Source organism: Candidatus Poriferisodalis sp. (genome assembly GCF_965215815.1).
Classification (GTDB): Bacteria; Actinomycetota; Acidimicrobiia; order Acidimicrobiales; family Poriferisodalaceae; genus Poriferisodalis.
This window is the reverse complement of the sequence record NZ_CBDCEO010000013.1, coordinates 975,111-999,422: the sequence shown is the minus strand read 5'-3', so window position 1 is coordinate 999,422 and position 24,312 is coordinate 975,111. Positions and strand designations below refer to the sequence as shown.

Annotated in this window: 22 protein-coding genes; all 22 read left to right on the top strand. The window is 65.5% G+C overall.

Annotated features, from left to right (window positions below):
- The first annotated feature begins 39 nt into the window (after positions 1-39).
- The 22 genes from nuoE to ACOOHB_RS14370 all read left to right on the top strand — a co-directional run bounded on the left by nuoE (position 40) and on the right by ACOOHB_RS14370 (position 24,312).
- Positions 40-678, top strand: coding sequence for an NADH-quinone oxidoreductase subunit NuoE (gene nuoE / locus ACOOHB_RS14475; RefSeq protein WP_420445535.1), 639 nt, complete (start codon positions 40-42; stop codon positions 676-678).
- The gene (gene nuoF / locus ACOOHB_RS14470) at positions 678-2,174 is read left to right on the top strand and encodes an NADH-quinone oxidoreductase subunit NuoF (RefSeq protein ID WP_420445534.1); all 1,497 of its coding nucleotides are present in this window, start codon (positions 678-680) and stop codon (positions 2,172-2,174) included. The genes nuoE and nuoF overlap by 1 nt, the downstream gene beginning before the upstream one ends.
- A complete protein-coding gene (gene nuoG, locus ACOOHB_RS14465) occupies positions 2,167-4,662 on the top strand; it encodes an NADH-quinone oxidoreductase subunit NuoG (protein WP_420445533.1) in 2,496 nt (831 codons plus the stop codon). The genes nuoF and nuoG overlap by 8 nt, the downstream gene beginning before the upstream one ends.
- The gene (nuoH, locus tag ACOOHB_RS14460) at positions 4,659-5,951 is read left to right on the top strand and encodes an NADH-quinone oxidoreductase subunit NuoH (RefSeq protein ID WP_420445532.1); all 1,293 of its coding nucleotides are present in this window, start codon (positions 4,659-4,661) and stop codon (positions 5,949-5,951) included. The genes nuoG and nuoH (ACOOHB_RS14460) overlap by 4 nt, the downstream gene beginning before the upstream one ends.
- Positions 5,951-6,694, top strand: coding sequence for an NADH-quinone oxidoreductase subunit NuoI (nuoI, locus tag ACOOHB_RS14455; protein ID WP_420445531.1), 744 nt, complete (start codon positions 5,951-5,953; stop codon positions 6,692-6,694). The genes nuoH (ACOOHB_RS14460) and nuoI overlap by 1 nt, the downstream gene beginning before the upstream one ends.
- The gene (locus tag ACOOHB_RS14450) at positions 6,694-7,302 is read left to right on the top strand and encodes an NADH-quinone oxidoreductase subunit J (protein ID WP_420445530.1); all 609 of its coding nucleotides are present in this window, start codon (positions 6,694-6,696) and stop codon (positions 7,300-7,302) included. Before nuoI ends, ACOOHB_RS14450 begins: the two co-directional genes overlap by 1 nt.
- Positions 7,299-7,613 (top strand): NADH-quinone oxidoreductase subunit NuoK, encoded by a 315-nt coding sequence (gene nuoK / locus ACOOHB_RS14445; protein ID WP_420445529.1) that lies wholly within the window; start codon positions 7,299-7,301, stop codon positions 7,611-7,613. Before ACOOHB_RS14450 ends, nuoK (ACOOHB_RS14445) begins: the two co-directional genes overlap by 4 nt.
- A gap of 4 nt (positions 7,614-7,617) precedes the next feature.
- Positions 7,618-9,519, top strand: coding sequence for an NADH-quinone oxidoreductase subunit L (nuoL, locus tag ACOOHB_RS14440; RefSeq protein ID WP_420445528.1), 1,902 nt, complete (start codon positions 7,618-7,620; stop codon positions 9,517-9,519).
- Positions 9,516-11,162: a complex I subunit 4 family protein gene (locus tag ACOOHB_RS14435; RefSeq protein WP_420445527.1), complete on the top strand. Its 1,647-nt coding sequence runs from the start codon at positions 9,516-9,518 to the stop codon at positions 11,160-11,162. Before nuoL (ACOOHB_RS14440) ends, ACOOHB_RS14435 begins: the two co-directional genes overlap by 4 nt.
- A complete protein-coding gene (locus ACOOHB_RS14430) occupies positions 11,162-12,769 on the top strand; it encodes an NADH-quinone oxidoreductase subunit N (RefSeq protein WP_420445526.1) in 1,608 nt (535 codons plus the stop codon). The genes ACOOHB_RS14435 and ACOOHB_RS14430 overlap by 1 nt, the downstream gene beginning before the upstream one ends.
- A 192-nt stretch (positions 12,770-12,961) precedes the next feature.
- The gene (locus ACOOHB_RS14425; protein ID WP_420445525.1) at positions 12,962-14,668 is read left to right on the top strand and encodes an RNA-binding domain-containing protein; all 1,707 of its coding nucleotides are present in this window, start codon (positions 12,962-12,964) and stop codon (positions 14,666-14,668) included.
- 329 nt (positions 14,669-14,997) lie between these two features.
- Positions 14,998-15,126 (top strand): hypothetical protein, encoded by a 129-nt coding sequence (locus ACOOHB_RS14420; protein ID WP_420445524.1) that lies wholly within the window; start codon positions 14,998-15,000, stop codon positions 15,124-15,126.
- Entirely contained in the window at positions 15,116-15,355 is a 240-nt protein-coding gene (locus ACOOHB_RS14415; protein WP_420445523.1) for an NADH-quinone oxidoreductase subunit A, read from the top strand. Before ACOOHB_RS14420 ends, ACOOHB_RS14415 begins: the two co-directional genes overlap by 11 nt.
- Before the next feature lie 13 nt (positions 15,356-15,368).
- Positions 15,369-15,980, top strand: coding sequence for an NADH-quinone oxidoreductase subunit NuoB (nuoB, locus tag ACOOHB_RS14410; RefSeq protein WP_420445522.1), 612 nt, complete (start codon positions 15,369-15,371; stop codon positions 15,978-15,980).
- 2 nt (positions 15,981-15,982) lie between these two features.
- Positions 15,983-16,705, top strand: coding sequence for an NADH-quinone oxidoreductase subunit C (locus ACOOHB_RS14405; RefSeq protein ID WP_420445521.1), 723 nt, complete (start codon positions 15,983-15,985; stop codon positions 16,703-16,705).
- Complete coding sequence (locus ACOOHB_RS14400) at positions 16,702-17,916, top strand: NADH-quinone oxidoreductase subunit D (RefSeq protein ID WP_420445520.1); 1,215 nt, start codon at positions 16,702-16,704, stop codon at positions 17,914-17,916. The genes ACOOHB_RS14405 and ACOOHB_RS14400 overlap by 4 nt, the downstream gene beginning before the upstream one ends.
- Complete coding sequence (nuoH, locus tag ACOOHB_RS14395) at positions 17,913-18,959, top strand: NADH-quinone oxidoreductase subunit NuoH (protein ID WP_420445519.1); 1,047 nt, start codon at positions 17,913-17,915, stop codon at positions 18,957-18,959. Before ACOOHB_RS14400 ends, nuoH (ACOOHB_RS14395) begins: the two co-directional genes overlap by 4 nt.
- On the top strand, positions 18,960-19,637 hold the full coding sequence (locus ACOOHB_RS14390) for a NuoI/complex I 23 kDa subunit family protein (protein WP_420445518.1): 678 nt from the start codon (positions 18,960-18,962) through the stop codon (positions 19,635-19,637).
- A 9-nt stretch (positions 19,638-19,646) separates the two neighbouring features.
- Positions 19,647-20,141 carry an NADH-quinone oxidoreductase subunit J gene (locus ACOOHB_RS14385; RefSeq protein ID WP_420445517.1) on the top strand — a complete coding sequence of 165 codons (495 nt, stop codon included), beginning with the start codon at positions 19,647-19,649 and terminating at the stop codon, positions 20,139-20,141.
- A gap of 29 nt (positions 20,142-20,170) precedes the next feature.
- Positions 20,171-20,470, top strand: a complete 300-nt coding sequence (nuoK, locus tag ACOOHB_RS14380) for an NADH-quinone oxidoreductase subunit NuoK (RefSeq protein ID WP_420445516.1) — start codon at positions 20,171-20,173, stop codon at positions 20,468-20,470.
- 10 nt (positions 20,471-20,480) lie between these two features.
- Complete coding sequence (gene nuoL / locus ACOOHB_RS14375; protein ID WP_420445515.1) at positions 20,481-22,694, top strand: NADH-quinone oxidoreductase subunit L; 2,214 nt, start codon at positions 20,481-20,483, stop codon at positions 22,692-22,694.
- A 55-nt stretch (positions 22,695-22,749) separates the two neighbouring features.
- Positions 22,750-24,312, top strand: a complete 1,563-nt coding sequence (locus tag ACOOHB_RS14370) for a complex I subunit 4 family protein (protein WP_420445514.1) — start codon at positions 22,750-22,752, stop codon at positions 24,310-24,312.

Here is a 24,312-nt window from a genome sequence, read left to right as displayed (position 1 = left end):
TGTGGTTCACCCAGCGTCCGACGGTGGAGGGACAGCTAGGTGAACTTCTTTTCGGAGGAGAATCGCATGTTGGCGCGCGAGATCATCGGCCGCTACCCGAAGCGTCGCTCTGCAATGATCCCGCTCCTGCATGTCGCGCAGGCACAGGCCGGCTGGGTCTCCAATGAGGCAATGGTCGAGATCGCTGAACTCGTCGACACCACACCGGCCGAGGTGCTCGGCACCTGCTCGTTCTACGAGATGTTCAAACGAGAGCCCGTCGGCAAGTACCTCGTGAACATCTGCGTCACGATGTCGTGTGCACTCGCCGGTGCCGCCGATCTCATGGAACGCGCACAGGAACGCTTGGGCGTGCGGGTCGGCGGCACCACTCCCGACGGCATGTTCACGCTGGCCTCTGCGGAATGCCAGGCCGCCTGCACCGAGGCCCCATGCCTGCAGGTGAACTACCGGTACCGCTACCGGGTCGACGCCCCGCAGTTCGATCAGCTCATCGACGATTTGGCAGCGGGTGCCCTCGATGACGAGATCCCACCGCACGGCATCACCGCACGCATTCGGCAGCGCATCCCGGCCGAGCGAGCGGTCGGGGCCGTGCCGCCCGACCAAGTCCACGAAGCACCCGTATGGCTGACGCTCTCAGCAGCAAACGGAGCGTCCGGCGGGGGAGCGGGCTGATGGCGTCCTACACGATTCCTCATGCACCCGGATTCGTGGCGAACGACGCGCCGCGCATCGTCACCGAGCGCTTCGACCATCCCGACAGCTACACGCTCGAGCGCTACCTGGCCACGCGCGGCTACGAGGGTTTGCGTGCCGCGCTGGAGCGCGCGCCGGCCGATGTTCACGGCGAGGTGCGCGACGCGACCCTGCTGGGGCGTGGCGGTGCTGGCTTCCCTGCAGGTGTGAAGTGGGGCTTTTGCCCGCCAGGCGTGTGGCCCCGCTACCTCGTCGTGAACGGCGACGAGTCCGAGCCAGGCACCTACAAGGATCGCCTGCTTATGGAGCTCGATCCGCACCAGCTCATCGAAGGTTGCTTGATTGCCTGCTACGCGGTGGGGCTGTCGCAGTGCTTCCTGTACATCCGCGGCGAGATGGTGCTGGCGCAAGAACGTGTCGCGCAGGCCCTCAACGAGGCGTACGACGCCGGCTGGGTGGGCCGCAACATCTGCGGCACCGATTTCTCGGTGGACATCGTGCTGCACTCCGGTGCCGGCGCGTACGTCGTGGGCGAAGAAACAGCCCTCATCGAGAGCCTCGAAGGCAAACGGGGCATGCCGCGGCTCAAGCCCCCGTACTTCCCGGCCGCGATCGGGCTGTACGGCCAACCCACCATCGTCAACAACGTCGAAACCCTCGCGAACCTGCCGTGGATCCTGCGCAATGGAGCGGCGGCTTTCACCGCCATCGGCACCCCCACCTCGCCCGGCACACGGATGGTGGCCGTGAGCGGACACGTCCAGCGCCCCGGCGTCTACGAGATCACTAACGGCTCCACTACGTTCCGCGACCTGATCTATGGCCCCGATTACTGCGGTGGTCTGCGTCCGGGCAGGGAACTGAAGGCCTTTGTGCCCGGCGGCGGTTCCGCGCCGTGGTTCACACCCGCCCAGCTGGACTTGCCGTTCGAGGCGTCCGAAGTGGGTCCGCAGGGATCGATGCTGGGTTCGGGAGCGGTGATGGTGATGGATGACACCACCGACATCTGTGCAGCGGCGCTCACCCTGACGAAGTTCTATGCCCATGAGTCGTGCGGCAAGTGCGTGCCATGCAGGGAAGGGGCGACGTGGTTGGAGCGGGTGCTGCGGCGAGTCTGCGACGGCACCGGCACGCGGCGCGATCTCGACCTGCTGTTCGAGGTCGGGGCCTCGATCTGCCCGGGCGACTTCCCGCACGCTGCGGTGCCCGAACGCGGCCTCGAACCGAAGCCGTTCCCGTACCAGATGACGACGATCTGTTTCGTGGGCCCGTCGGCATTCGCGCCGGTGCACTCGGCCATGACGCTTTTCCCGGAGGAATTCGAGGCCCGGGTAGCGCCGAACGCCCACTTTGACGCTGAGTTGCCGGGCAGCCCGCAATCAAGCACCGGGCTGCCGGGCAGCCCGCAATCAAGCACCGGGCTGCCGGGCAGCCCGCAATCAAGCTCAGTCTCGGAGGTGGCCATCCGTGTCTGACGCCACGGCTGCCGAAACGGCACCGAGCACGGTCGAGGTGACGATCAACGGCGTCGCAGTCGATGCGCGGCCGGGCGAACTCGTCATTGCGGCTGCGGACCGCGCTGGGGTGTACATCCCGCGGTTCTGCTACCACGAGCGGATGAGCCCGGTGGGCATGTGCCGCATGTGCCTCGTCGAGATCGACACCGGTCGTGGGCCCCAGCTGCAGCCCTCCTGCGTGGTCTCGGTCTCGCCGCAGATGGTGGTCGACACCACTAGCGAGCGCACGCGGCGGGCACAGGAAGGTGTGCTGGAGCTGCTGCTCATCAACCACCCTCTGGACTGCCCGGTTTGCGACAAGGGCGGCGAATGCCCGTTGCAGGACCAGACCATGGCCTACGGCCCGGGCGAGTCCCGCTTCGTCGAGGAAAAGCGGCACTTCGAAAAGCCGATCCCAATCTCGGACTTGGTGCACCTTGACCGGGAGCGCTGCATCCTGTGCGACCGCTGCACCCGCTTCGCAAACGAGGTGGCAGGCGACCCGCTCATCGATTTCACCGAGCGTGGCAACGAGACCCAGGTGCTCACGTTCCCCGGCGAGCCCTTCTCGTCGTACTTCTCAGGCAACACGGTGCAGATTTGTCCCGTCGGAGCGCTCACCGCAGCGCCGTACCGCTTCAAGGCGCGGCCCTGGGATCTGGTCCAAACCGAGTCCACCTGCACGACGTGCGCCGTCGGTTGCCGGATTGCAATCCAGTCGTCGCGAAATGAACTGGTGCGCTATCTGGGAGTCGATATCGACCCGGTGAACCATGGCTGGCTGTGCGACAAGGGCAGGTTCGGCTATGGCTCGGTCGCAAGCCCCGATCGGGTGACGACGCCGCTGGCTGCCCGTGCGCCATCGGCTGCCGGCACTTCCGAACTCGCCGATGCTGAGCCGCTGCGCCGCTTTCAGCCGACCGACTGGGCAAGTGCCCTTGGCGCTGTGTCCGCCGCTGTGTCCGCCGCCCGACCCGGAACGATTGCCGTTCTCGGCGGAGCCCGCGGCACCAACGAGGACGCGTACGCATGGTCGAAGCTGGCACGCACGGTGCTGCGAACCGATCACGTCGACGCTCAGCTGGGCGACGGTTTGCCTGCGGAGCTTGTCGTCGGCCTGCCAGGTGCGACGATCGACGACGCATGCAGCGCTGACACCACACTGCTGGTGTGCGGCGACCTCCGCGAGGAGCTGCCGGTGCTGCACCTGCGGTTGCGTGGCGCAGCACGAGCGGGCACAACTCGCCTGGTCGAGATTTCTCCGACCGAAACCGGCCTGACCCGCAACGCAGCCCGGAGCGAGCAGTGCCGCGGCGGCGAGACCGCATCGGTGCTGCGGGACTTGCTCGGCGGCGACGATCCGTTGGCTGCCGAGCTGGCGTCTGGATCGGTGGTGGTGGTGCTGGGCCGCTCGTCGGTCGCAGAGTCGGCCGAGGCAACGGCCGAGGCGGCTTCGGTCATCAGTGCTCGTGTCCCCCATGCGCGCTTCCTCGTTGCCGCACGCCGCGGGAATGTCCGCGGCGCGCTCGACATGGGCCTTGCGCCGGGCCTCCTTCCCGGACGCACGCTGAGCGCCAGCCCGTCGCCGACCTTGGCGGCGGCGTGGGGCGAACTGCCGACCGAACGAGGGCACGACGCAGCGGGGATCCTCGCGGCGGCCGCTTCCGGGGAGATCGACGTGCTCTTCCTGATCGGCGCGGATCCCCTGACCGATTTCCCCGACAGCATGCTGGCGCGCCTCGGCGTGGCCGGCGCGGGCACGGTCGTAGCGGTGGATTCGTTCGTGAACCAGTCCACCGCAGAAGCCGACATCGTTCTGCCTGCCGCTGTGTTCGGTGAGAAGTCAGGCACTACGACCAACCTGGAGGGACGCATCTCGGCCGTGGGCGAGTTGGTGACTGCGCCCGGCTCGGCCCGTCCCGACTGGATGATCGCCGCCGAGCTGGCGGTGCTCTGCGGGGGGGACCTGGGCTTTGAGTCCACAGAGGAAATCACCGCCGAGATTGCCGCCTTGTGCGCTACGCACGCTGGAGCGATCGGGGCTGAGTTTGGGGCTGACGGCGTGGTTGCTTCGGGAGCGGCTTTCGAGCCTGAGTTCCCGGCTGAACACGCTGCACCACCTCGAGACGCATATGGCCTCCGGTTGGTGTGCGGCCGCAAGCTTTACGACGGTGGGGTGGCTGTCAATCAGACGCCGGCGTTGGTGTCGCTGCAAGCCGAAACGGTCCTGCGCGTGCACCCGGTCGACTTGGAGCGTGTCGGCGTCGACTCGGGAACTGAGGTCGAGGTTCACTCTGAGCGCGGTGCGCTGCGGTTGCCGATCGTGGCTGATGGCGGTGTCGCCCGTGGAAACGTCGTGCTGGCGTTCCCCTCATCTGATATCGACGTGGGCGCTCTGATCGACGCGACTGCTCCGGTCACCGACGTGCGGGTCGAGACCCGAGCCGGCGGTGGGGCGTTGCGATGACTGGCGACCCGCTCTTTGCCGATGGGGTCGACTGGGGCGACATCGCCGTCATGGGCGTCAAGGTCCTGGTGGCCTTCGGCGCCCTGCTGGTCGCCACCATGTTCATGATCTGGTTCGAGCGCAAGCTGATCTCGGACATGCAGCACCGCATCGGTCCCAACGTGGCCGGACCGTGGGGTCTGCTGCAGGCCTTCGCCGACGGTGTCAAGTTCTTCTTCAAGGAAGACCTCCGCCCCGCCAACGCAGACCCGCTCGTCTTCCGTCTGGCCCCTTACATCTCGGCGGTCACCGCGTTTGTGGCGTTCGCGATCGTGCCCGTCGGCGGCGTGTTCATCGACACTGGATCTTCAGCAAGTGAGGTCCGCACCGGCACGGTCACGCTGTTCGGCAAGGAGACCATCCTGCAGGTGGCTGACCCGCCGATCGGCATCCTGCTGTTGCTTGCGATGTCCTCGGTCGCCGTCTATGGCGTGATGCTGGCGGGCTGGTCGTCGGGATCGAAGTACCCGCTCATCGGCTCAGTTCGCGCGTCGGCGCAAGCCATCTCCTATGAGGCGGCGCTGGGTATGGCGGTGGTGGCCGTGGTGATCGGAGCGGGGACGCTCTCCACCCAGGGAATCGTGGCGAAACAAGCCGGTGGTGTGAACACCTGGTTCGTGATCTCCAGCGGCATCGTGCCGTTCGTCGTGTTCCTGATTGCTGCAACTGCAGAGCTGAACCGCCCGCCATTTGACATGGTCGAAGCCGAGCAGGAACTCGTCGGCGGTTTCCACACCGAATACTCGTCGATCCGATTCGCCCTGTTCTTCCTTGCCGAGTTCATGAACGTCATCACGATGTCGGCGATCATGGTGACGCTGTTCTTCGGCGGACCGGCCGGACCCGTCTTCTTCGGCTGGACCTGGCTATGGCCGACAGTGTGGTTCTTGGTCAAGGTGCTGGCGTTCCTGTTCATGTTCGTCTGGTTCCGAGCCACGCTGCCGAGGCTGCGTTACGACCAATTGATGTCGCTGGGCTGGAAAGTGCTCATCCCCGTGATGCTCTTCTGGCTGATGTTCCTGGGTCTGCGAGAGCTGGCGAGCGTTGAGGGCTGGAATCAGGTCTGGACATTGATCGCGGGTGCGATCGGATTCGCGATCGGGTGGGCACTGCTGTCGGCGGCACTGCGGGCCGCCAAGCGCAGAGTCGGCGACGTCGATGAGCCTTTCGACGCCGACGTCGACGCCGACGCCGACGTCGGCTTGGCGCCGCAGGACGGCGCGCCAACCAACACGGGAGGGGGAGGCTGATGGGCTACCTCGACGGTTTCATCGTCACGTTCGGCAAGCTCTTCGGTGAGCGGGTCACCACCGAATACCCGCACGAGAAGCGACCGAAGCCGCCTCGCTTCCACGGGCGGCACGTGCTCAACCGCTATCCGGACGGCATGGAGAAGTGCATCGGGTGCGAGCTGTGCGCCGGTGTGTGCCCTGCCCGGTGCATCTACGTCCGCGGCGCCGACAACCCACCCGATGACCCGGTGTCTCCGGGGGAGCGCTACGGCTACGTCTACGAGATCAACTACCTGCGCTGCATTCACTGCGACCTGTGCGTGGAAGCCTGCCCGACCGAGGCCATCACCGAGACGAAGGTCTTCGAGTTCAGCTTTCCGACGCGCCGCGACGCCATCTACACGAGAGACGAATTGCTCACCGATGATGACGGTCGCCCCCGGCGCCAGCCGTGGGAACTGTGGCACGAAGGCGACGACGAGCACACCTCTGGCTGGATGCGGGCCACCTCGCCCTCGGGCCAGCCAGATTACGAGGGGCGCGTCGGGTGGAGCGGTGAGCTGGGGTACGGCGTGAGGGCTCCCGAACAGGGCCAGCACGCCGAGTACGACGACTCGATCGATCCTGACAGCGAACCCTCCGAAGACGACGGGCCCTCCGACACCGACGGGCCCTCCGAAGACGACGGGCCCTCCGACACCGACGGGCCCTCCGACACCGACGGGCCCAGTCAGACCCGTGCAGCGGGGAGTCACCACTGATGGCTGAAGTGGTCGTGTTCGCGGTGGCTGGCGCCGCGTGCCTCATCGGTGCGATCGGCGTGGTGCTCTCGCGCAATCCGGTGCATGCGGCGCTCATGCTGGTGATGACGCTGTTCGGCATCGCGGTGCTGTTCGTCGCCCAGCAGGCGCACTTCATTGCCGCAGTGCAGGTCATCGTCTACGCGGGCGCCATCGTGGTCCTGTTCCTCTTCGTCATCATGCTGCTCGGCGTCGACAGGGCCGCCGGGCTGTCGTTGGGGGCACTGCCTGCCCAACGCTGGACTGCTGCCGCGTTCGGCATCGGTGGCTCAGCGGTATTGGTCTGGCTGGTGGCAGCGGTCGACCGGCTGTTCATGGGTGCTCATTCCTACGAACTCGAGGAAGCGGGCGTTCTCGGCAACGAGGTTGAGCCTGCCGCCACGAGCTACGCCGCAGACGTCGGCGACATTGCCCGATCACTGTTCTCCGATTACGTGTACGCGTTCGAGCTGACGTCGCTGCTGCTCATCGTGGCGGTCATCGGCACGGTGATCTTGGCTCGGCGCAGCTCGTATGGCGCCATGGCGAACTTCGAGAGCGCCGAGACGTCGCAGGAGGCTCGTCGATGAGCGGCCTCGAGGTAACGACCGGCTGGTACTTGGTTCTCGGCGCGATGCTCTTCATCATCGGGGGCACCGGGCTGCTGGTGCGACGCAACCCGCTGATCATGCTCATGTGCGTCGAGCTGATGCTCAACGGGGTCAACCTCAGCTTTATTGCTTTCGCCGATCGTTTCGGCGATGTGCATGGGCACACGGTGGTGCTATTCGTTCTGGTCGTCGCTGCCGCCGAGGTCGTCGTGGGTCTCGGCTTGATGGTTGCGGTGCTGCGAGCCTCCCCCCGCGCGACGGCGGACGATCTGTCGGCTTTGAGGGGCTGAGGCAATGGTCTCGGTGGTCTGGCTCATCCCCGCGCTGCCCCTCGCGGGGTTCGCAATTCTCCTGTTGGCAGGCCCGCGCCTGGGCGAACCTCGTGTCGGCTGGCTGGCCACTGCAGCCAGTGCCGGGTCGTTCCTGCTCACTCTCATCACCTTCGGCGGGCTGCTCGGCCTCGACTCAGCGGCCGAGGGCGGTGCGGGTGGGCGCGGCGGGCGCTGGTTCATCTCGACGCTGTTCGAGTGGATGCCGATCGGGGGTCTCGAGGTAGACGCGGCGTTGCTGGTGGACCCGCTCTCGATGACGATGGCGCTGTTCGTGACCGGCGTCGGAACGCTCATCCACCTCTACTCGGTCGGCTACATGGCGGGAGACCCGAAGTACTCCAAGTTCTTCCTGTACCTGAACCTGTTCCTGTTCTCGATGCTCATGCTGGTGCTGGGCGAGAACCTCGTCGTCACCTTCCTGGGCTGGGAAGGGGTCGGTACCTGTTCGTACTTGCTGATCTCGTTCTGGCACGAACGGCCCACCGCGGCAACCGCCGGCAAGAAGGCATTCGTCACCAACCGCATCGGCGACTTCGGCTTCATGGTCGCCACGTTCCTGCTGTGGACCACGCTCGGAACGGTGTCCTACGCCGGGTTGGCGACCGCCGCGCCAACGCTGGCCACCGGAACCGCCACCGCTGTGTCGCTGCTGTTGTTGCTGGCCGCTGCGGGCAAGTCAGCGCAGTTGCCGCTGTACGTCTGGCTGCCCGATGCCATGGAAGGCCCCACACCGGTCTCCGCGATGGTGCACGCCGCCACGATGGTGACCGCCGGTGTGTACCTGCTGGTGCGGCTCAACCCGGTGCTGACCGACACGGCCCTGCTCATCATCGCCATCGTGGGTGCAGCTACGGCGCTCTTTGCTGCGCTTGCCGCCGTGGCTCAGCACGACATCAAGAAGGTGCTGGCGTACTCCACCATCAGCCAGCTGGGCTACATGTTCCTGGCGATCGGCTCGGGCGCGTACGTGGCGGCGATCTTCCACGTGGTCACGCATGCGTTCTTCAAGGGGCTGCTGTTCCTGGGCTCGGGCTCGGTCATCCACGGCCTCGGCGACGAGCAGGACATGCGCCGCATGGGCGGCCTGCGGTTGGCCATGCCCATCACCGCGGTCACGTTCATCGTGGGCTGGCTGGCGATTGCCGGCGTGCCGCCGCTGTCGGGTTTCTGGTCGAAGGACGAGATCCTGCTGGCGGCGTGGGAACAGCCCGATATCGGGCCCCTGCTGTGGATTGTGGGCCTGGTCACCGCACTGCTGACCGCCTACTACATGAGCCGCCTGACCTTCCTGGTGTTCTTTGGCGGCCAGCGCTGGGATGACAACGTCCACCCGCACGAGTCGCCGGCGACTATGACTCTGCCGCTCGTGATGCTGGCCGGTGCGGCGGCCATCGGCGGTGTCGTGAACTTGCCGCTGGTGGGCGATTGGCTGGTGCTCGAGCACTTCCTGGAGCCGGTGCTGGCCCATCCGCTTCACTTCACTTCGGGTACCGGTACCAAGCTGATCTTGGCGCTTGTCGCCATCGTCATGGCGCTCGGCGGGATTGCCGTCGCGGTGGGCGCGTGGCTGCGATCGCGCATCCCGACGGACCGCCTCGAGCCAGCGTTGCTGGAGAACGTCTTCTACGTCGACTCCACCATCTCCAACTTCGTGAGCGGACCCGGAACTGCCGCATTCGAAGCAGCCGCCACTGTTGACCGAAAGGTCGTCGACGGCGCCGTCGACGGCGTCGCCAAGCTCGTGCGGCAGCTCGGTCAGGCAGTACGGCCCCTGCAGTCGGGCTACCTGCGGCACTACGCGTCGGGTGTGGCGGTCGGCGCGATCATCCTTGTTGTCTGGCTGGCGCTGCGGGGCGTCTCATGAGCACGGGCACCCTGCTTGCGGCCGCCGGAGCAGGCAGCGATTTCCCGCTGCTGAACGCGCTGATCTTCGTGCCGGTCGTGGGTGCGCTGGTGGTGGCACTGCTGCCGCGGAGCCGCCCCGACCTCGCCCGCCCGATCGGCACGCTCTTCGCCGCCATCGGCGGCGCGTTGGCGTTGGCGTTGGCATGGCAGTTCGACACGAGCGCCGCAGCCGCCCAGCTCAGCAACGGCGACGCGGCGTTCCAGTTCGAAAGCACGGTGTCGTGGATCCCGGCGCTCGGCATTTCGTGGAAGGTCGGCGTCGACGGCATCTCGCTGTGGCTCGTGGTGCTGACCAGCTTGATCGTGCCGATTGTGTTGGCGGGGGTAGACCCGCATCACAATCCCAAGCCCTACACGGCGTGGATGCTGCTGCTGCAAGCAGGTTCGGTCGGCGCATTCTTGGCGCTCGACCTGTTCCTGTTCTTCGTGATGTTCGAAGTCGTGCTGGTGCCCATGTACCTGCTGATCGCCGGCTGGGGCTACGAGGGACGCCGCTACGCCGCCACGAAGTTCTTCATCTACACAATGGCCGGCTCGGCGCTGCTGCTCGTGGCGATCGTGGCCACCGCCGTGCTCGGCAAACCCGACAGCGGCATCACCTTCGACCTCGTGACGCTGGCTGAGGGCCAGCACCTGGCTACCAACACCGCACGCCTGTGCTTCGTGGCGTTTGCGATCGCCTTCTTGGTGAAGGTGCCGGTGGTGCCGCTGCACACCTGGCTGCCCGATGCGCACACCGAGGCACCCACGGCGGGTTCAGTGGTGCTGGCGGCCGTGCTGCTGAAGCTCGGCACCTACGGCCTGCTGCGGTTCGGCCTGTACCTGTTCCCAGAGGCCTCGGAGTGGGCGGCGCCCGTGCTGGTCACCGTCGGCGTGGTGGGTGTCATCTGGGGTGCGGTCACCGCTGCCATGCAGCGTGACCTCAAACGGCTCGTGGCCTATTCCTCGGTGGCGCACATGGGCTTCATCGTCCTGGGCATCTTTGCCTTCACCACCCAGGCAGTCGGCGGTGGCGTCATCTTGATGGTCAACCATGGCATCACCACCGGCGCCTTGTTCCTGCTGGTCGGGATGCTGTATGAGCGGCGCCACACCCGCCAGATCGACGAGCTGGCGGGCATCCAATCGGCCGCTCCGGTCTATGCCGGTGTGTTCACGCTGATGATGCTGTCATCAGTCGGCGTGCCGGGCCTGAACGGCTTCGTCGGCGAGTTCTTGATCCTGATCGGCTCGTTCGAGACGCGGCGCTGGTGGACGGTCGTCGCTGCGACGGGAGTGATCCTCGCGGCGCTGTACCTGCTGTGGGCCTACCAGCGGGTGTTCCACGGCCCTCCCGCTGCGGCCGACCGCCAGACGGCCGATTTGCGCCGGGGCGAGTTGCTCACGCTGGCACCGTTTGTCATTGCCGTGGTGGCCCTCGGCGTATATCCAAAGCCGTTGCTCAGCGCCGTTGAGCCGACGGCCGACAACCTGCTCGAGCACTTCGCCGAACACAGCGGGTTCGAGCTGCCTGCGCCCGATGACCCCGTCGAGGTGCCTGCTTCGAGCGAGCACTCTGATGCTTCCCATTCCGATGCTCCCCACGACGAGGACCGTCACTGATGACGTCGCTCGAAGCGCCGTTCATTTCTCCGTCCGTCGACTGGTGGGTGCTCGTCCCGCAGATCATCCTCGTCGGCACCGCTCTCGGACTGCTGTTGGTGGCCTCGCTGAAGACCCGCTCGCTGCCGGGCTGGGTGTCCACCATCACCTCGATCGCCGCCGCCGCCGCCGCCGCCATCGTTGCGGCCGTCCAATGGGCCGCCTGGGGCGCCACACCACGACCCACGCTGGCCGGTGCATTCGTGGCCGACAGCTTCAGCCTGCTGCTTACCGTGCTGGTCGGCGCCGGTGTGGTCATGACTGCGCTGGTCGCCCATTCAGCCCTCGACCGCTACGGCATGGCGCCGCCGGAGTTCGCGGCACTGCTGCTGGCGTCTGCTGCCGGCGCAGTCGTGATGGCTGGCGCAAACGATCTCATCGTGCTGTTCTTGGGCCTCGAGTCGCTGTCCATCGCCCTCTATGTGCTGATCGCGCTGGCGGGCCGACGAGCGAGCGCACGCGAGTCGGCCATGAAGTACTTCGTGCTGGGGGCGTTCAGCTCGGCGTTCTTCCTCTACGGCATCGCGCTGGTCTACGGCGCCACCGGTAGCACGAATCTCAGCGGGATCGGAGACTTTCTCTTCGGAACCATCCGAGAAACGGACCACTTGCTGCTCGCTGGCATCGCGTTGTTGCTCGTCGGACTGGGGTTCAAAGTGGCAGCCGTCCCGTTCCATTTCTGGGCACCCGACGTGTACGAGGGTGCGCCCAGCCCCGTGACCGGCTACCTGGCATCGATCGCCAAGGCAGCGGGTTTCGCCGCGATGGCGCGCGTGCTGTACGTGGCTGTCGGGGAGCAGAGCGTCGCCTGGACCCCGATCCTCGCCGGTTTGGCGTTCGCCACCCTGGCAGTGGGCGCGGTCATGGCCATCTGCCAGAACGACGTCAAGCGCATGTTGGCGTACAGCTCGATCAGCCACGCAGGCTTCGTGCTGGTCGGCCTGACGGCGGTCGACCTGGAGGTGCTGCGGGACATCTGGGCCCCCATCGGCGATTCGGCCAGCGTCTCCGTCGATGCGGGAAACGGGATCTCGTCGGCTGTCTTCTATCTGGTCGCCTACTCGTTTATGGCGCTCGGCAGCTTCGCGGTGCTGTCAGTCATCGGGTCCGCTTCGACGGAGCCGGCCGACGAGACCAGCCGCCATCACCTCAGTCGTTATGGCGGCTTGGCACGGCGACATCCTGTGCTGGCGCTGGCGTTTGCTGTGCTGCTCCTGGCTCAGGCCGGCGTGCCGCTCACGGCTGGTTTCGTGGCGAAATTCGTGGTCATTCGTGCCGCAATCGGTACGGGTGGCTACGTCCTCGCTTCGGTCGCCATGGGAACCGCTGTCGTGAGCGCCTTCGCGTACCTGCGCGTCGTGCTGGCGATGTACGCGCCTGAAGGATCGGCCGCAGACGGCGACAGCGCTCCTGTCGCCCGAGCGAGCCGCCCGCGTTGGGGTGGCCTGCCCCCCACCTCTGTTCTCGCGATCACGCTCGCCGTGGCGGTGACCTTGGTCGTCGGCGTCCTGCCCCAGACACTGCTCGAATGGAGCGCAGACGCCTTCGTCTCGATCATCATCCTGTAGCTCGCACCCCACGACGACCTCGTTTGCAAAGTTTTGAACAAGATTTCAAACCCATAGCAAGTTTCAACACTTTGATGCCAACACTGACGACATCAGGCGAAGCGCCCTGTGGTCCAACGGTCGAGTTTGCATTGTTTTGAATTAGAAGTCAAAATATTTGTAACATTCAAAACTTTGAACTAGTCTGCTGCCATGAACACTGTGGAACTGTGCACGGCCATTGCCGGCGGCGAGACGCTGACAGTGGAGTTCAAGTCCAAAGTTGACGCCTCGGAACTCGTTGAAGCCGTTGTCTGTCTCGCCAACACGGACGGTGGCCAAGTGTTGGTGGGCGTCGACGAGAAGACCGGCAAGATCGTCGGCGCAGAACCGTGGCCGAAGATGGATCTCGATCCGGTGCGCATCGAGGCCCACATCGCCGCGAACACCGAGCCGGCGGTCCGGGCGTCTGTCGAAGTTGTCGACGACGGCACAGCCTTGGTCGTTGTGGTCGCCGTGCCCGCTGGGGACACGGTCGTCGCGACCAGCAAGGGCAAGTTCGTGCGGCGGACGCTTGATGTGCGCGGGAAACCACAGTGCCTGCCGATGCGGCCGAGCGAAGTGCTGTCGCGAGCGGGAAGCACCGGCGAGCGTGACTTCACACGAACACCGGTGCCCAACCTGAGCATCGACGACTTGGATCCTCTCGAAATCGACCGTTTTCGTACGTTGGCGACAAGCGAGCACGGTGACGCGGTGCTGGCGTCCCTCAACGATGAGGCGCTGTTGCGCGCACTGGAACTCGTCGACATGGGAGGGCAGCTCAACCTCGCCAGCGTCTTGCTGTTCGGCCGAGAAGCCGCGCTGCGCACCCAGGTGCCCGGCGCCGAAGTGGCATTCCAGCATCTCGGCGCCCATCTGACGGTGCTCGCCAATGACATCGGTCATGTCCCTCTGTTGCGCGCCATGTCGGAGCTGTATGAGCGAGTGCAGGCTCGCAACACCGAAGAAGAACTCGAAATGGGCATGTTTCGGGTGCCGATACCGCGCTTTGCAGCGGTGACAGTGCGCGAGTTGATCGCCAACGCTCTGACGCATCGTGACTACACGGCATTGGGTCAGACACAGGTCGTATTGACGGACGCGGGTCTTGAGGTGTCGAACCCCGGAGGCCTCCCCGTCGGGGTCACGCTGGCCAATCTGCTCGTCACCCCGCCACGGCCTCGGAATCCACTGCTTGCTGACGCATTCAAGCGTGCAGGCTTGGTGGAGCGCACGAGCCGCGGAATCAACCTCGTGTTCCGGGGCCAGTTGCGGAGCGGGCACGGGCCGCCGGACTACAGCGGCACCACCTCGGAAACAGTCATGGTGCGCGTCGTCGCTGGACCTGCCGACCGAGAGTTCGCGGGCTATGTGGAGGAGGCTCGCCGGGAAGGCAATGAACTCGAGCTCGATGAACTCCTCGTGCTGCATGAGGTGCGCCGCGAGCGCATCGTGTCCACCCGGCGCGTGGCCGAGCTGATCCAGCGTGATCAAGCCCAGGCCCGCGGACTGCTCGCGACGCTCATCGAGAAGGGGCTCATCGAGCCTCGCGGCCGCGGCCGCGGCCGCGAGTACCACCTGTCAGCCTCCCTGTACCGCCGCTTTCATGAGGCACCTCGCTATGTGCGCACGCGCGGCTATGACCGCCTTCAGCAGGAGCAGATGATCCTCACCTACGTGCGCGCATATGGCTCGATCGCTCGGCGCGAAGCCGCGGACCTGTGCCAGATCGATTCGGGGAGTGCCGCTCGAGTGCTTCGCGAAATGCGCCACGCAGGCGTGCTTGATCTCGTCGGCGAACGCCGCACAGCACGCTACGTGGCCGCAGCCTCACAGATGGCGTCAGATGCCGTGAGGGAGCGACATGACGAAGCGTGATGGCGGCCGGAGGCGCATGCCCATCGCCGGCCACTCGCCTTCTCCCGGTCTCGAGGACCTTCTCGAATGTATGACAGCCCGCGGAATTCGCGTCGCGTGCCTTTCGAACGACGTGAGCGAGTGGGAAGCCCTTCAACGCGATCGCTTCGGATTGGCGGAACTCATCCGGCGACTACGGCGTGCTTGAGGTATTCGGGCGTCTCGACGTCGTCGGAACCAGTGCCTCGCAACTGCCGCGAAATCCCTCGCGCTCAGCCGTCTGACCTGCGCTCGACAACGAGGTCGGTGAATCGGCGCAGGCGGTCCCGCAGTCGCTAGCGTTGCGGTCCGTGTCCGATCTCTTGCGGAGCTATCTGACAGTCGCAATCTTCGGTGCAGCGGCGGTCCTGATGGCCTTCACGATGTTCGGCGTCGCCCGGATCCTGCGGCCGCACGCCTCAGAAGCAGATGGCGTATGAGAGCGGCGTCGACCCGGTCGGCAGCGACTGGACTCAGAGCCAGATCCGCTACTACGTCTTCGCGGTCCTGTTTGTCCTGTTTGACGTGGAGGCCGTGTTCATTTTCCCCTGGGCGACGCGGCTCGACGTCTACGCCCTGTTCGGCCTGGTTGAGATGGCGATCTTCATCTTCATCCTGATCTTGGGCCTGTTCTACGCATGGCGCAAAGGCGTCTTGCGCTGGGTGTGAGCGGGAGGACGTAATGGCACTGGTCGACAAGGTCAAACTGCCCAAGCCGCTCACCTGGCTGCTGAATTTCGGCCGGGCCCGATCGCTGTGGGTGTACCAGTGGGGCTTGGCGTGCTGCGCCATCGAGATGGGTGCCGCATTCGGCTCGCCCCGCTATGACGTCATGCGCCTGGGCGTCATCCCGTTCCCCGCCAGCCCCCGCCAAGCCGACCTGGTGGTGATCTCGGGCACGGTCACCGACAAAATGGCGCCGGTCATTCGACGCCTGTACGAGCAGATGCCCGAGCCCAAGTACGTGATCTCGATGGGCTCGTGTGCGAACTGCGGCGGTCCGTATTGGGACAGCTACTCCGTCACGAAGGGCGTCGATCAGATCATCCCCGTCGACGTGTACGTACCCGGCTGCCCACCCCGGCCCGAGGCACTGCTTGAGGGCATCGTGCTGCTGCAGGAGCGCATCCAGCGCGAGGACATTCAAGAACGCTGGCGAGGTGAGCCCATCGTGGTGCCGCCCTCGGCACCAGCATCGACACGGGTGCCGCCCTCGGCACCAGCATCGACACGGGTGCCGCCCTCGGCACCAGCGCCGGCGTTGCATGCCAACCCCGCTCGGGTGCAGGCGTAGCCATGGCGGACGACACCGACGGCGGCACCGAAACGCCCGGCGACGAGGCCCGTGAAGCCCTTGTGGCTGAGCTGGCAGAACTGCTGGGTGACGCCGTGGTCGAGACCCACATCGAAGCGGGCCAGAACCTCTGGCTGCGCATCGAGATCAAGCACTGGCGCACTGCGATAGAGGCGCTGCGAGACGCCGGCTTCGTCTATTTCGGCTTCCTGTCGGCCATCGACTGGACGGATGCGCCTGAAGGCCGCTACGAGGACACCCAGTTCGACGGCGCTGGTGTCGGCCCGGACGAAGAAGAGACCACGAGCGCCACCGCCTCCGAAACCGTGCGCTTGGGCGGCGGCGAAACACGCTTCCAGCTGCTTGCACATCTGCACGCCCCGGCACGGCACGCGGCCGTCATCCTCAAGGCCGACGTGACCGATGTCGACGGTGCCCCGGCATCAGTGCCGTCGATCATCGACGTGTTTGCCGGTGCTAACTGGCACGAGCGCGAAGCCCACGAGATGTTCGGCATCCGCTTCGAGGGCCATCCGAATCTGGAGCACATCTACCTGCCCACCGAATTCGAGGGCCATCCGCTCCGCAAGGACTTCCCCCTGCTGGCGCGTGCGGTCAAGCCGTGGCCCGGTGTGGTCGACATCGAAGAGATCCCGCCGGAGCTCGAAGCCCAGCTCGAGGCCGAGGTGATGGCCTCCTTTGAGGCGTCGGAAGCGGGCGCATGAGCCCCGCGACTATGTCCGATGGTGCTCGCAGGTTCGCATCCGGAGCCGCCGCGCTGCGCGAACAGCAGGCCTACGTGGCAGGGCAGGCTGCCGATGCTCGTGTCAACGTCGAACTCGACACGGGCGACATGACGCTGAACATCGGCCCCCAGCACCCCGCCACCCACGGGACGCTGCGCATCGCCTGCCGGCTCGACGGCGAGCAGGTCATCAGGGCCGAACCGCTGATGGGCTACATGCACCGCGGCTACGAGAAGCTCTGCGAGGTCCGTACCTACCCGCAGTGCACCACGCTGATCAACCGCATCGACTGGCTCGGCAGCTTTGCGAACGAGGTGCCGTTCATCCTGGCCGCGGAGCAGCTGATGGGCGTCGAGGCCCCGCCGCGTGCGCAGTGGATCCGAACCATCCTGTTCGAGCTGAGCCGCATCGCGAATGTGTCGCTGTTCCTCGGCGACATGGGTGTGCAGATCGGCGCCCTCACCCCGGTGTTCTTCGCCTTTCGCGACCGTGAGCGAGTGCTCAACCAGATCGAAGAAGTGACCGGTGGTCGCTTCCATCCCAACTTCGACCGCATCGGCGGCCTCAAGGACGACCTGCCGCGGGGCTGGATCGCCGAAACCCATGCCGTCATGGCCAAGATGCGCGGCTTCTGTGACGAGATGGAAGACCTGCTCATGGGCAACGAGATCTTCCAGACTCGCTGTCGAGGCGTCGGCGTGATCCCCAGTGATGTGGCTCTGGGCTACGGCCTCTCGGGCGCCAACCTGCGAGCCAGCGGCGTCGACTGGGACCTGCGTCGCGACGCCAACCCGGGCCTCGCCTGGGATCAGATCGACTGGCGGGTGTGGACGCACCCCGACGGTGACTCGTTCGCCCGCTACTGGGTGCGGATGCAGGAAACCCGCGAGGCCACCAAGATCGTCGACCAACTGCTCGACGCCATCCCGTCGGGGCCGATCATGACCAAGGTGCCGCTCATCATCAAGGTGCCTGCCGGCGAGACCTACGTCTCCACCGAGAACCCGCTGGGCGAGATGGGCTACTACGTGATCTCCAAGGGCGGCTTGGGGCCGTTCCGAGTGAAGATCCGCACGCCCAGCTTCAGCAACATCTCGATCGTGCCCTGGGTGATGCGAGGCACCTACGTTCCCGACATCATCACCATCTTGGGCTCGCTGTACTTCATCCTCGGGGACATCGACCGGTGAGCGCGATCGGAGACCTGAGCGCCCTGCTGGGATTGGCGTACTGGGCGGAGACCAGCATCAAGCTCGGCGTCGCGCTAGTCGTCATCCCGACGGCTGCGCTGATGCTCGGCTACCTGTTCCTGCTCAAGATGATGGCCTTCATGCAGAGCCGGCTGGGTCCCCAGGACGTGGGCCCTTCCGGCTCGCTGCAGCTCATCGCGGACGCGATCAAGTTCCTCCAAAAGGAAGACATTCACCCCGCCGCCGCCGACCGGCGCGTTTTCCGTGCAGCACCGGTGGTGGTGCTTGCCTCGTCGTTCTTGCTCTTCGTCGTGCTGCCCACCGGCCCCGACGCTGTCGTGGAAAACCTCGACACGGGCATCTTCTACGCGCTGGCGGTCTCGTCGCTGTCGGTGCTGGGCGTGCTGATGGCCGGCTGGGCCTCAGCCAGCAAGTACGCACTGCTCGGCGGCCTGCGAGCTGCTGGCCAGCTCATCGCCTATGAGCTGCCGCTGATCCTCGCCGTCATGGGCGTGGTCATCCAATCCAACTCGCTCAACCTGCAAGAGATCGTGCGGGCACAGGCCACCGGCGAGATCTTCGGCTTCGGCCTCATCGGAAACCCGTTCATCCTGACCCAGTTCATCGGCTTCTTGATCTTCATGATCGCTGCCCAGGCCGAGCTGACCCAGACGCCGTTCGACATGCCAGTGGCCGAGACCGAGCTGGTCGGCGGCTTCCACGTCGAATACACGGGCTTCCGCTTCCTGCTCTTCTTCATGGCCGAAGTGGCCACGACCTTCGCCTTCTCGGCGTTGGCCACCGTCCTGTTCCTGGGTGGCTGGTGGATTCCGGGCTTCGATTTCGACGCTCCGGTACTCAACGTGCTCGGCCCGATGGTGATGCTCGTCAAGATCCTGCTGGTGGCCTTCGTCATCTTCTGGATCCGCTTCACCTATCCCCGCCTGCGCGAGGACCAACTCCAGAAGTTCGCTTGGAAGGTCCTCATCCCGCTGTCGCTCGCCAACATCGTCGTGACCGGAATCTTCAAGGTGGTGCTCTAGATGCCGCAGCTCCCCGGATTGCTGAAAGGCCTTGGAGTGACAGCGCGCACCGCAGCGCGCACGCTGTTCCCCAAGCGCGGCATGCGCACGCTTATCCCCGCGCCGCAGCTGGGCTCGGTCACCGTGCAGTACCCGCACGAGAAGGAAGCCCCGCCCGCCCGCGCCCGCGGCGTGATCGCACTGCACGAGGAGAACTGCACCGCCTGCATGCTGTGCTCGAGGTCGTGCCCCGACTGGTGCATTTACATCGAGGGCCACAAGGTGAAGGCTCCGCCGCGCCGTGCCGGCGGCAAGGCCCGCACGGTCAACGTGGTCGACCGGTTCGACATCGACTACGCGCTGTGCATGTACTGCGGCATCTGCGTGGATGTGTGCCCGTTCGACGCACTGTTCTGGACGCCCGAGTACGAGTATTCCGAGCCGAACATCGCCGACCTGCTGCACGACCGGATCCGGCTCGGCGAATGGATGGAAACCGTGCCCGATTTCCTGGCCTACGAGCCGGGCTCGGAGCAGAAGGTGCGCACAGTGCCCGACTTCGGCCCCGATGACATGGCGCCGGTGCGCAAGCTCGGCGCCGATGAGGCAGGGCCGGTGCGCAAGCTCGGCGCCCCTGTGTCTGATCCCGCCAGCGGAGCTGGCGGCGAGGCAAGCACCGCTGGCGGAGCCGGCGGCTAGGCGGGCACCATGATTGCGCAGAACATCGCCTTCGGCATCATCGCGGCAGCAACCGTGCTGGCCGCGCTCGGGATGGTGACGACGCGCAACATCGTGCATGCGGCCCTGTTCCTGGTGGCCGTGCTGGGCGGTTTGGCGGCGAACTACATACTGCTGGCGGCCGAGTTCATCGCCACGACGCAGGTGCTCGTCTACATCGGCGCCGTGATGGTGCTGTTCCTGTTCGGCATCATGCTCACCCGGGCGCCGATTGGGCGAATACCCCATATGACCGGGGCCACGTGGCCGGTAGCGGCCCTTTCGGCGCTGGCACTGGGCGGGGTCACCGTCTATGCGCTCATTGACCGCTTCGGCACCGATTCGCTGGCTCAAGACAGCCAGGTCTTTCGGACAGCCGACGTATCGGACTCGGTCTTCTCGCAGTACATCATCCCGTTCGAAGCCATCTCAGTGCTGCTGCTCGCCGCGTTGATCGGTGCCGTCGTGCTGGCGCGGCGCGACTGAGGCGGGGGCCAGTTCGAGGTGATTGTTCGATGCTGCTGAACCAGTTCCTGCTCCTGGGCGCGCTGCTGTTCGCCGTGGGCGTCTATGGCGCACTGGCGCGCCGCAACGGCGTCATGGTGCTGATGTCGATTGAGCTGATGCTGAACGCCGTGAACCTCAACCTGGTGGCGTTCGGGCTGCAGCACGACGTCGTGTCGGGGCAGGTCTTCGCCCTGTTCATCATTGCGGTCGCAGCCGCCGAGGTCGGCGTGGGCCTGGCCATCGTGCTGTTGCTGTACCGCAACCGCCGATCGATCGCGGTCGACGAGTTCGACCTGATGAAGGGCTGATCGCACGCGCATGTGGATCCTTGAGAACGCCTACCTCATCCCGCTGATCCCGGCGATTTCTTTCGTCGTCATCCTGCTGTTCGGCCGCAGCATCATCGGCATCGAGCGTGTCCAGAAGGTGGGCATCACCGCCGTGGGCATCGTGTGGGTGCTTTCGATGATCGCGGCAGTGTCGTGGATCACCCAGGTGGAAGACAGCGCATCATCGGGCGGCTCGGAGGACCACGCACTCGTCGAAGTCAACGAGGGGCTGAGTGCGACGAGCGCGGGCGCAGCCGTTGACGGCGATCTGTATCTCGCCGCCGAAGACGATGGTCACGCCGAAGACGACGGTCACGCCGCGGCCGGCCCCGATCCGGTCATCTCCACGTTCGGCAGCTGGTGGTCGACTGGCGGTGTCGACTTCGCTGTGGGCACGCTCGTCGACGGCCAGACCGTGCTGCTGCTGGTGGTGGTCACGTCCATCTCGCTGCTCGTGCACATCTACTCCAGCGAGTACGTGAAGGGCGATCGGCGCTTCGTCCACTACTTCGCCTTCCTGAGCCTGTTCACCGCCTCGATGCTCTTCTTCGTCATGGCCCAGAACCTGATCCAGATGATTGTGGGCTGGGAGCTGGTGGGCGTCTGCAGCTTCGTGCTCATCGGGCATTGGTGGGAGGAACGCCCGAACACCGACGCCGCGGTGAAGGCTTTCTTGACTAACCGCGTCGGCGATATCGGCCTGATCGTCGGCGTGATCATCCTGTTCGGCACCTTCGGCACGTTCGGCATTCACGACATCAACGTGAAGATCGGCGAGGCGAGTCGCGACGCGAGTGAAACCGGGGGCGCCAACCCGTACCACTTCGCCCTGTTGATGGCGTCGATCGCGCTCATGGCAGCGGTGTGCTCCAAGTCGGGCCAGTTCCCGCTGCATACGTGGCTGCCTGACGCCATGGCCGGACCCACTCCTGTCTCAGCCCTGATCCACGCGGCGACCATGGTCGTGGCCGGCGTGTTCATGATCGGCCGGCTGTATCCGGTCTTCTACGAGGGTTTCTCCATCGGCACCTCGTCGATCAACCTCATGGCGTTCATCGGCGGCTTCACGGCCCTGATCGGCGCCGGGTTGGCCTTCACCCAGTGGGACATCAAGAAGGTGCTGGCGTACTCGACGGTCAGCCAGCTCGGCTACATGGTGATGGCGCTCGGCGTCGGCGCGTGGACCGCCGCCATGTTCCACCTGTTCACACACGCCTTCTTCAAGGCCTGCCTGTTCCTGGGGGCCGGGTCGGTCAGCCACGCTGCGCACCACACCTTCGACATGCGCGAGATGGGCGGCCTGCGCAAGTACATGCCGCACACCTACAAGACGTTCGTGATCGCGACGCTGGCGCTGGCGGGCATCTTCCCGTTTGCGGGGTTCTGGTCGAAGGACGAGATCCTGCTGGGGGCGCTCGCCGGTCAGGAGCGCGCCTACTGGCTCATGCTGATCTTCGGCTGCGTGGTGGCGTTGCTCACCGCCGCCTACATGACACGGGTCATCTGGTACACGTTCTGGGGCGAATACCGCGGCCACGGCCACCCACACGAATCACCCAAGGTGATGACCGTGCCGCTGTGGATCCTTGCCGGCATGGCGGTGGTGGCCGGTGTGTTCAACCTGCCCGCCGGGGTTCTGTCGCCGTTCGGATTGGAAGGCTTCGCTCACCGCGTCCAGACCTACGCCGAGCCGTCGCACTACCTGAATGCCCTCGGCCTCACGCATCCCGACCCGTCGCTGGTGATGGCGCTCGTCGGCCTCGTGCTGGCGCTCGCGGGCATTGCCATCACGTTCATGTACTTCTGGCGCAACACCGGGCCGCACGGGCTGACCGAGCGCAACCGCTACGCCAAAGCCGGGTACACGTTCCTCGAGAACAAGTACTACCTCGACCACCTCTACACCGACATCGTGGTGGGCTCGATCAAGGCGCCCATCGCTCGTGCCGCCAACTGGGTCAACGACAACGTGATCGACAAGGTCGTCGATACCGCCGGTGAGTCAGCCCGCGACAGTGGCAAATGGGTGTACCGCTGGATCGACCAGGGCGCCATTGACAACACCGTCAACGCGCTCGGCACTGGAGCCGATGCAGGCGGTCAGGGTCTGCGTGTGATGCAGACCGGCAAGGTCCAGAACTACGGCTCGCTGCTGTTCGGTACAGCGGCCGTGGCCGCCATCGTGTTCGTGATCGTCCTGTGAGCAGTGAGATGACGCAGGTGATGAGACAGAGCCGTAAGCAAGAGGGAGCTTCCTAGTGGACGCAACTGGATTCGACGCTTGGGCGCTGAGCCTTGCGGTGTTCCTACCGGTCATCGGCGCGCTCGTGATGATGCTGGTGCCGCGCGCCCGCGAGGCTGAGCTGAAGCTGATCGCGCTCATCTCGTCGCTGGCAGCACTGGCTGTCGGGGTGTACCTGCTGTTCAGCTTCGACTACGGCAACGCGGGGTCGCTGCAGTTCGTCGTGGAAAAGGGATGGATCAACGCGATCGACGCCAACTACATCCTGGGTCTCGACGGGCTGTCGATGCCGCTGCTGATCCTGTCGATGGCGATCATTCCGCTGTGCGTCATCTACTCGTGGGAGCACATTCCCGAGCCGGGCAACGCCAAGGCGTTCCTGATACTGATACTGATCCTGGCGTCGGGCATGAACGGCACCTTCGTGGCGCAGGACCTGATCCTGTTCTTCGTCTTCTTCGAGGTCGTGCTGCTGCCGATGTACTTCATGATCGGCGTGTGGGGCGGCGAGAACCGCCGCTACGCCTCGCTGAAGTTCTTCCTGTTCACGCTGTTCGGCTCGGCGTTGATGATTGTCAGCTTCGTGGCGCTGTACTTCGTGGCCACCGGCGGCGACGGGTCGCCGCTGAACACGTTCGACATGCAGGAGCTGGCTGCCGCGAGGGGCGGCGATCTGGCCCGGGGCACGCAGGCGATCATCTTCGCCGGCCTGTTCATGGGCTTCGGCATCAAGGTGCCGATGTTCCCCTTCCACACCTGGCTGCCCGATGCGCACACCGAGGCACCCACGGTGGGCTCGGTGATCCTGGCCGCGATCCTGCTGAAGCTCGGCACCTACGGATTCGTGCGGATTGCACTGCCGTTCCTGCCCGAAGGTGCAGCGGCGTGGGCACCATGGATCGGCCTGCTGGCGGTAATCGGCATCATCTACGGCGCGTTGGGATGCCTCGCGCAGACCGACCTGAAACGCCTCATTGCCTTCAGCTCAGTGGCCCACATGGGATTCGTGATGCTGGGCATCTCCACGCTCACCGACTTCGGCATCAACGCCGCAGTGTTCGGCATGGTGGCCCACGGGATCATCACCGGGATGCTGTTCTTCCTGGCCGGCTCGATCAAGGAGCGCTATCACACGCTGGAGATCAGCCGCTTGGGCGGGCTGCTCAAATCGGCGCCCCGGATGGGCTGGATCCTGGGCATCTCCGCAATGGCCTCGCTGGGCCTGCCGGGCCTGGCTGGTTTCTGGGGCGAGTTCCCAGCGATCCTGTCGGCCTACAACCCCGGTGCTGGCCTGCCAGAAGAGACATTCCGCACCTACATGGTGATCGCAGCGGTGGGCACGGTGTTCGCCGCCGGCTACCTGCTGTGGCTCTTCCAGCGCAGCGCCTTCGGCGAGCCGCCCCCCGAGTGGGAAGGCCACGTCATCGCAGACGTGAACCGCTACGAGTGGATGGCGTGGGCGCCGCTGATCGTGGCGATGGTGCTGTTCGGCATCTTCCCGAACCTGATCTTCGGCATGGTCGATGACGTGTCGACCCGCATCGCCGAGAACATCGAAGCTGCCGTGGGACGGAGCTGA

What these genes read in the sequence shown, in the direction of transcription:
- nuoF (WP_420445534.1), top strand. Translation starts at nt 678, where the DNA reads ATGGCGTCCTACACGATTCCTCATGCACCCGGATTCGTGGCGAACGAC.
- nuoH (WP_420445532.1), top strand. Translation starts at nt 4,659, where the DNA reads ATGACTGGCGACCCGCTCTTTGCCGATGGGGTCGACTGGGGCGACATC.
- nuoI (WP_420445531.1), top strand. Translation starts at nt 5,951, where the DNA reads ATGGGCTACCTCGACGGTTTCATCGTCACGTTCGGCAAGCTCTTCGGT.
- ACOOHB_RS14450 (WP_420445530.1), top strand. Translation starts at nt 6,694, where the DNA reads ATGGCTGAAGTGGTCGTGTTCGCGGTGGCTGGCGCCGCGTGCCTCATC.
- nuoK (WP_420445529.1), top strand. Translation starts at nt 7,299, where the DNA reads ATGAGCGGCCTCGAGGTAACGACCGGCTGGTACTTGGTTCTCGGCGCG.
- nuoL (WP_420445528.1), top strand. Translation starts at nt 7,618, where the DNA reads ATGGTCTCGGTGGTCTGGCTCATCCCCGCGCTGCCCCTCGCGGGGTTC.
- ACOOHB_RS14435 (WP_420445527.1), top strand. Translation starts at nt 9,516, where the DNA reads ATGAGCACGGGCACCCTGCTTGCGGCCGCCGGAGCAGGCAGCGATTTC.
- ACOOHB_RS14430 (WP_420445526.1), top strand. Translation starts at nt 11,162, where the DNA reads ATGACGTCGCTCGAAGCGCCGTTCATTTCTCCGTCCGTCGACTGGTGG.
- ACOOHB_RS14425 (WP_420445525.1), top strand. Translation starts at nt 12,962, where the DNA reads ATGAACACTGTGGAACTGTGCACGGCCATTGCCGGCGGCGAGACGCTG.
- ACOOHB_RS14415 (WP_420445523.1), top strand. Translation starts at nt 15,116, where the DNA reads ATGGCGTATGAGAGCGGCGTCGACCCGGTCGGCAGCGACTGGACTCAG.
- nuoB (WP_420445522.1), top strand. Translation starts at nt 15,369, where the DNA reads ATGGCACTGGTCGACAAGGTCAAACTGCCCAAGCCGCTCACCTGGCTG.
- ACOOHB_RS14405 (WP_420445521.1), top strand. Translation starts at nt 15,983, where the DNA reads ATGGCGGACGACACCGACGGCGGCACCGAAACGCCCGGCGACGAGGCC.
- ACOOHB_RS14400 (WP_420445520.1), top strand. Translation starts at nt 16,702, where the DNA reads ATGAGCCCCGCGACTATGTCCGATGGTGCTCGCAGGTTCGCATCCGGA.
- ACOOHB_RS14390 (WP_420445518.1), top strand. Translation starts at nt 18,960, where the DNA reads ATGCCGCAGCTCCCCGGATTGCTGAAAGGCCTTGGAGTGACAGCGCGC.
- ACOOHB_RS14385 (WP_420445517.1), top strand. Translation starts at nt 19,647, where the DNA reads ATGATTGCGCAGAACATCGCCTTCGGCATCATCGCGGCAGCAACCGTG.
- nuoK (WP_420445516.1), top strand. Translation starts at nt 20,171, where the DNA reads ATGCTGCTGAACCAGTTCCTGCTCCTGGGCGCGCTGCTGTTCGCCGTG.
- nuoL (WP_420445515.1), top strand. Translation starts at nt 20,481, where the DNA reads ATGTGGATCCTTGAGAACGCCTACCTCATCCCGCTGATCCCGGCGATT.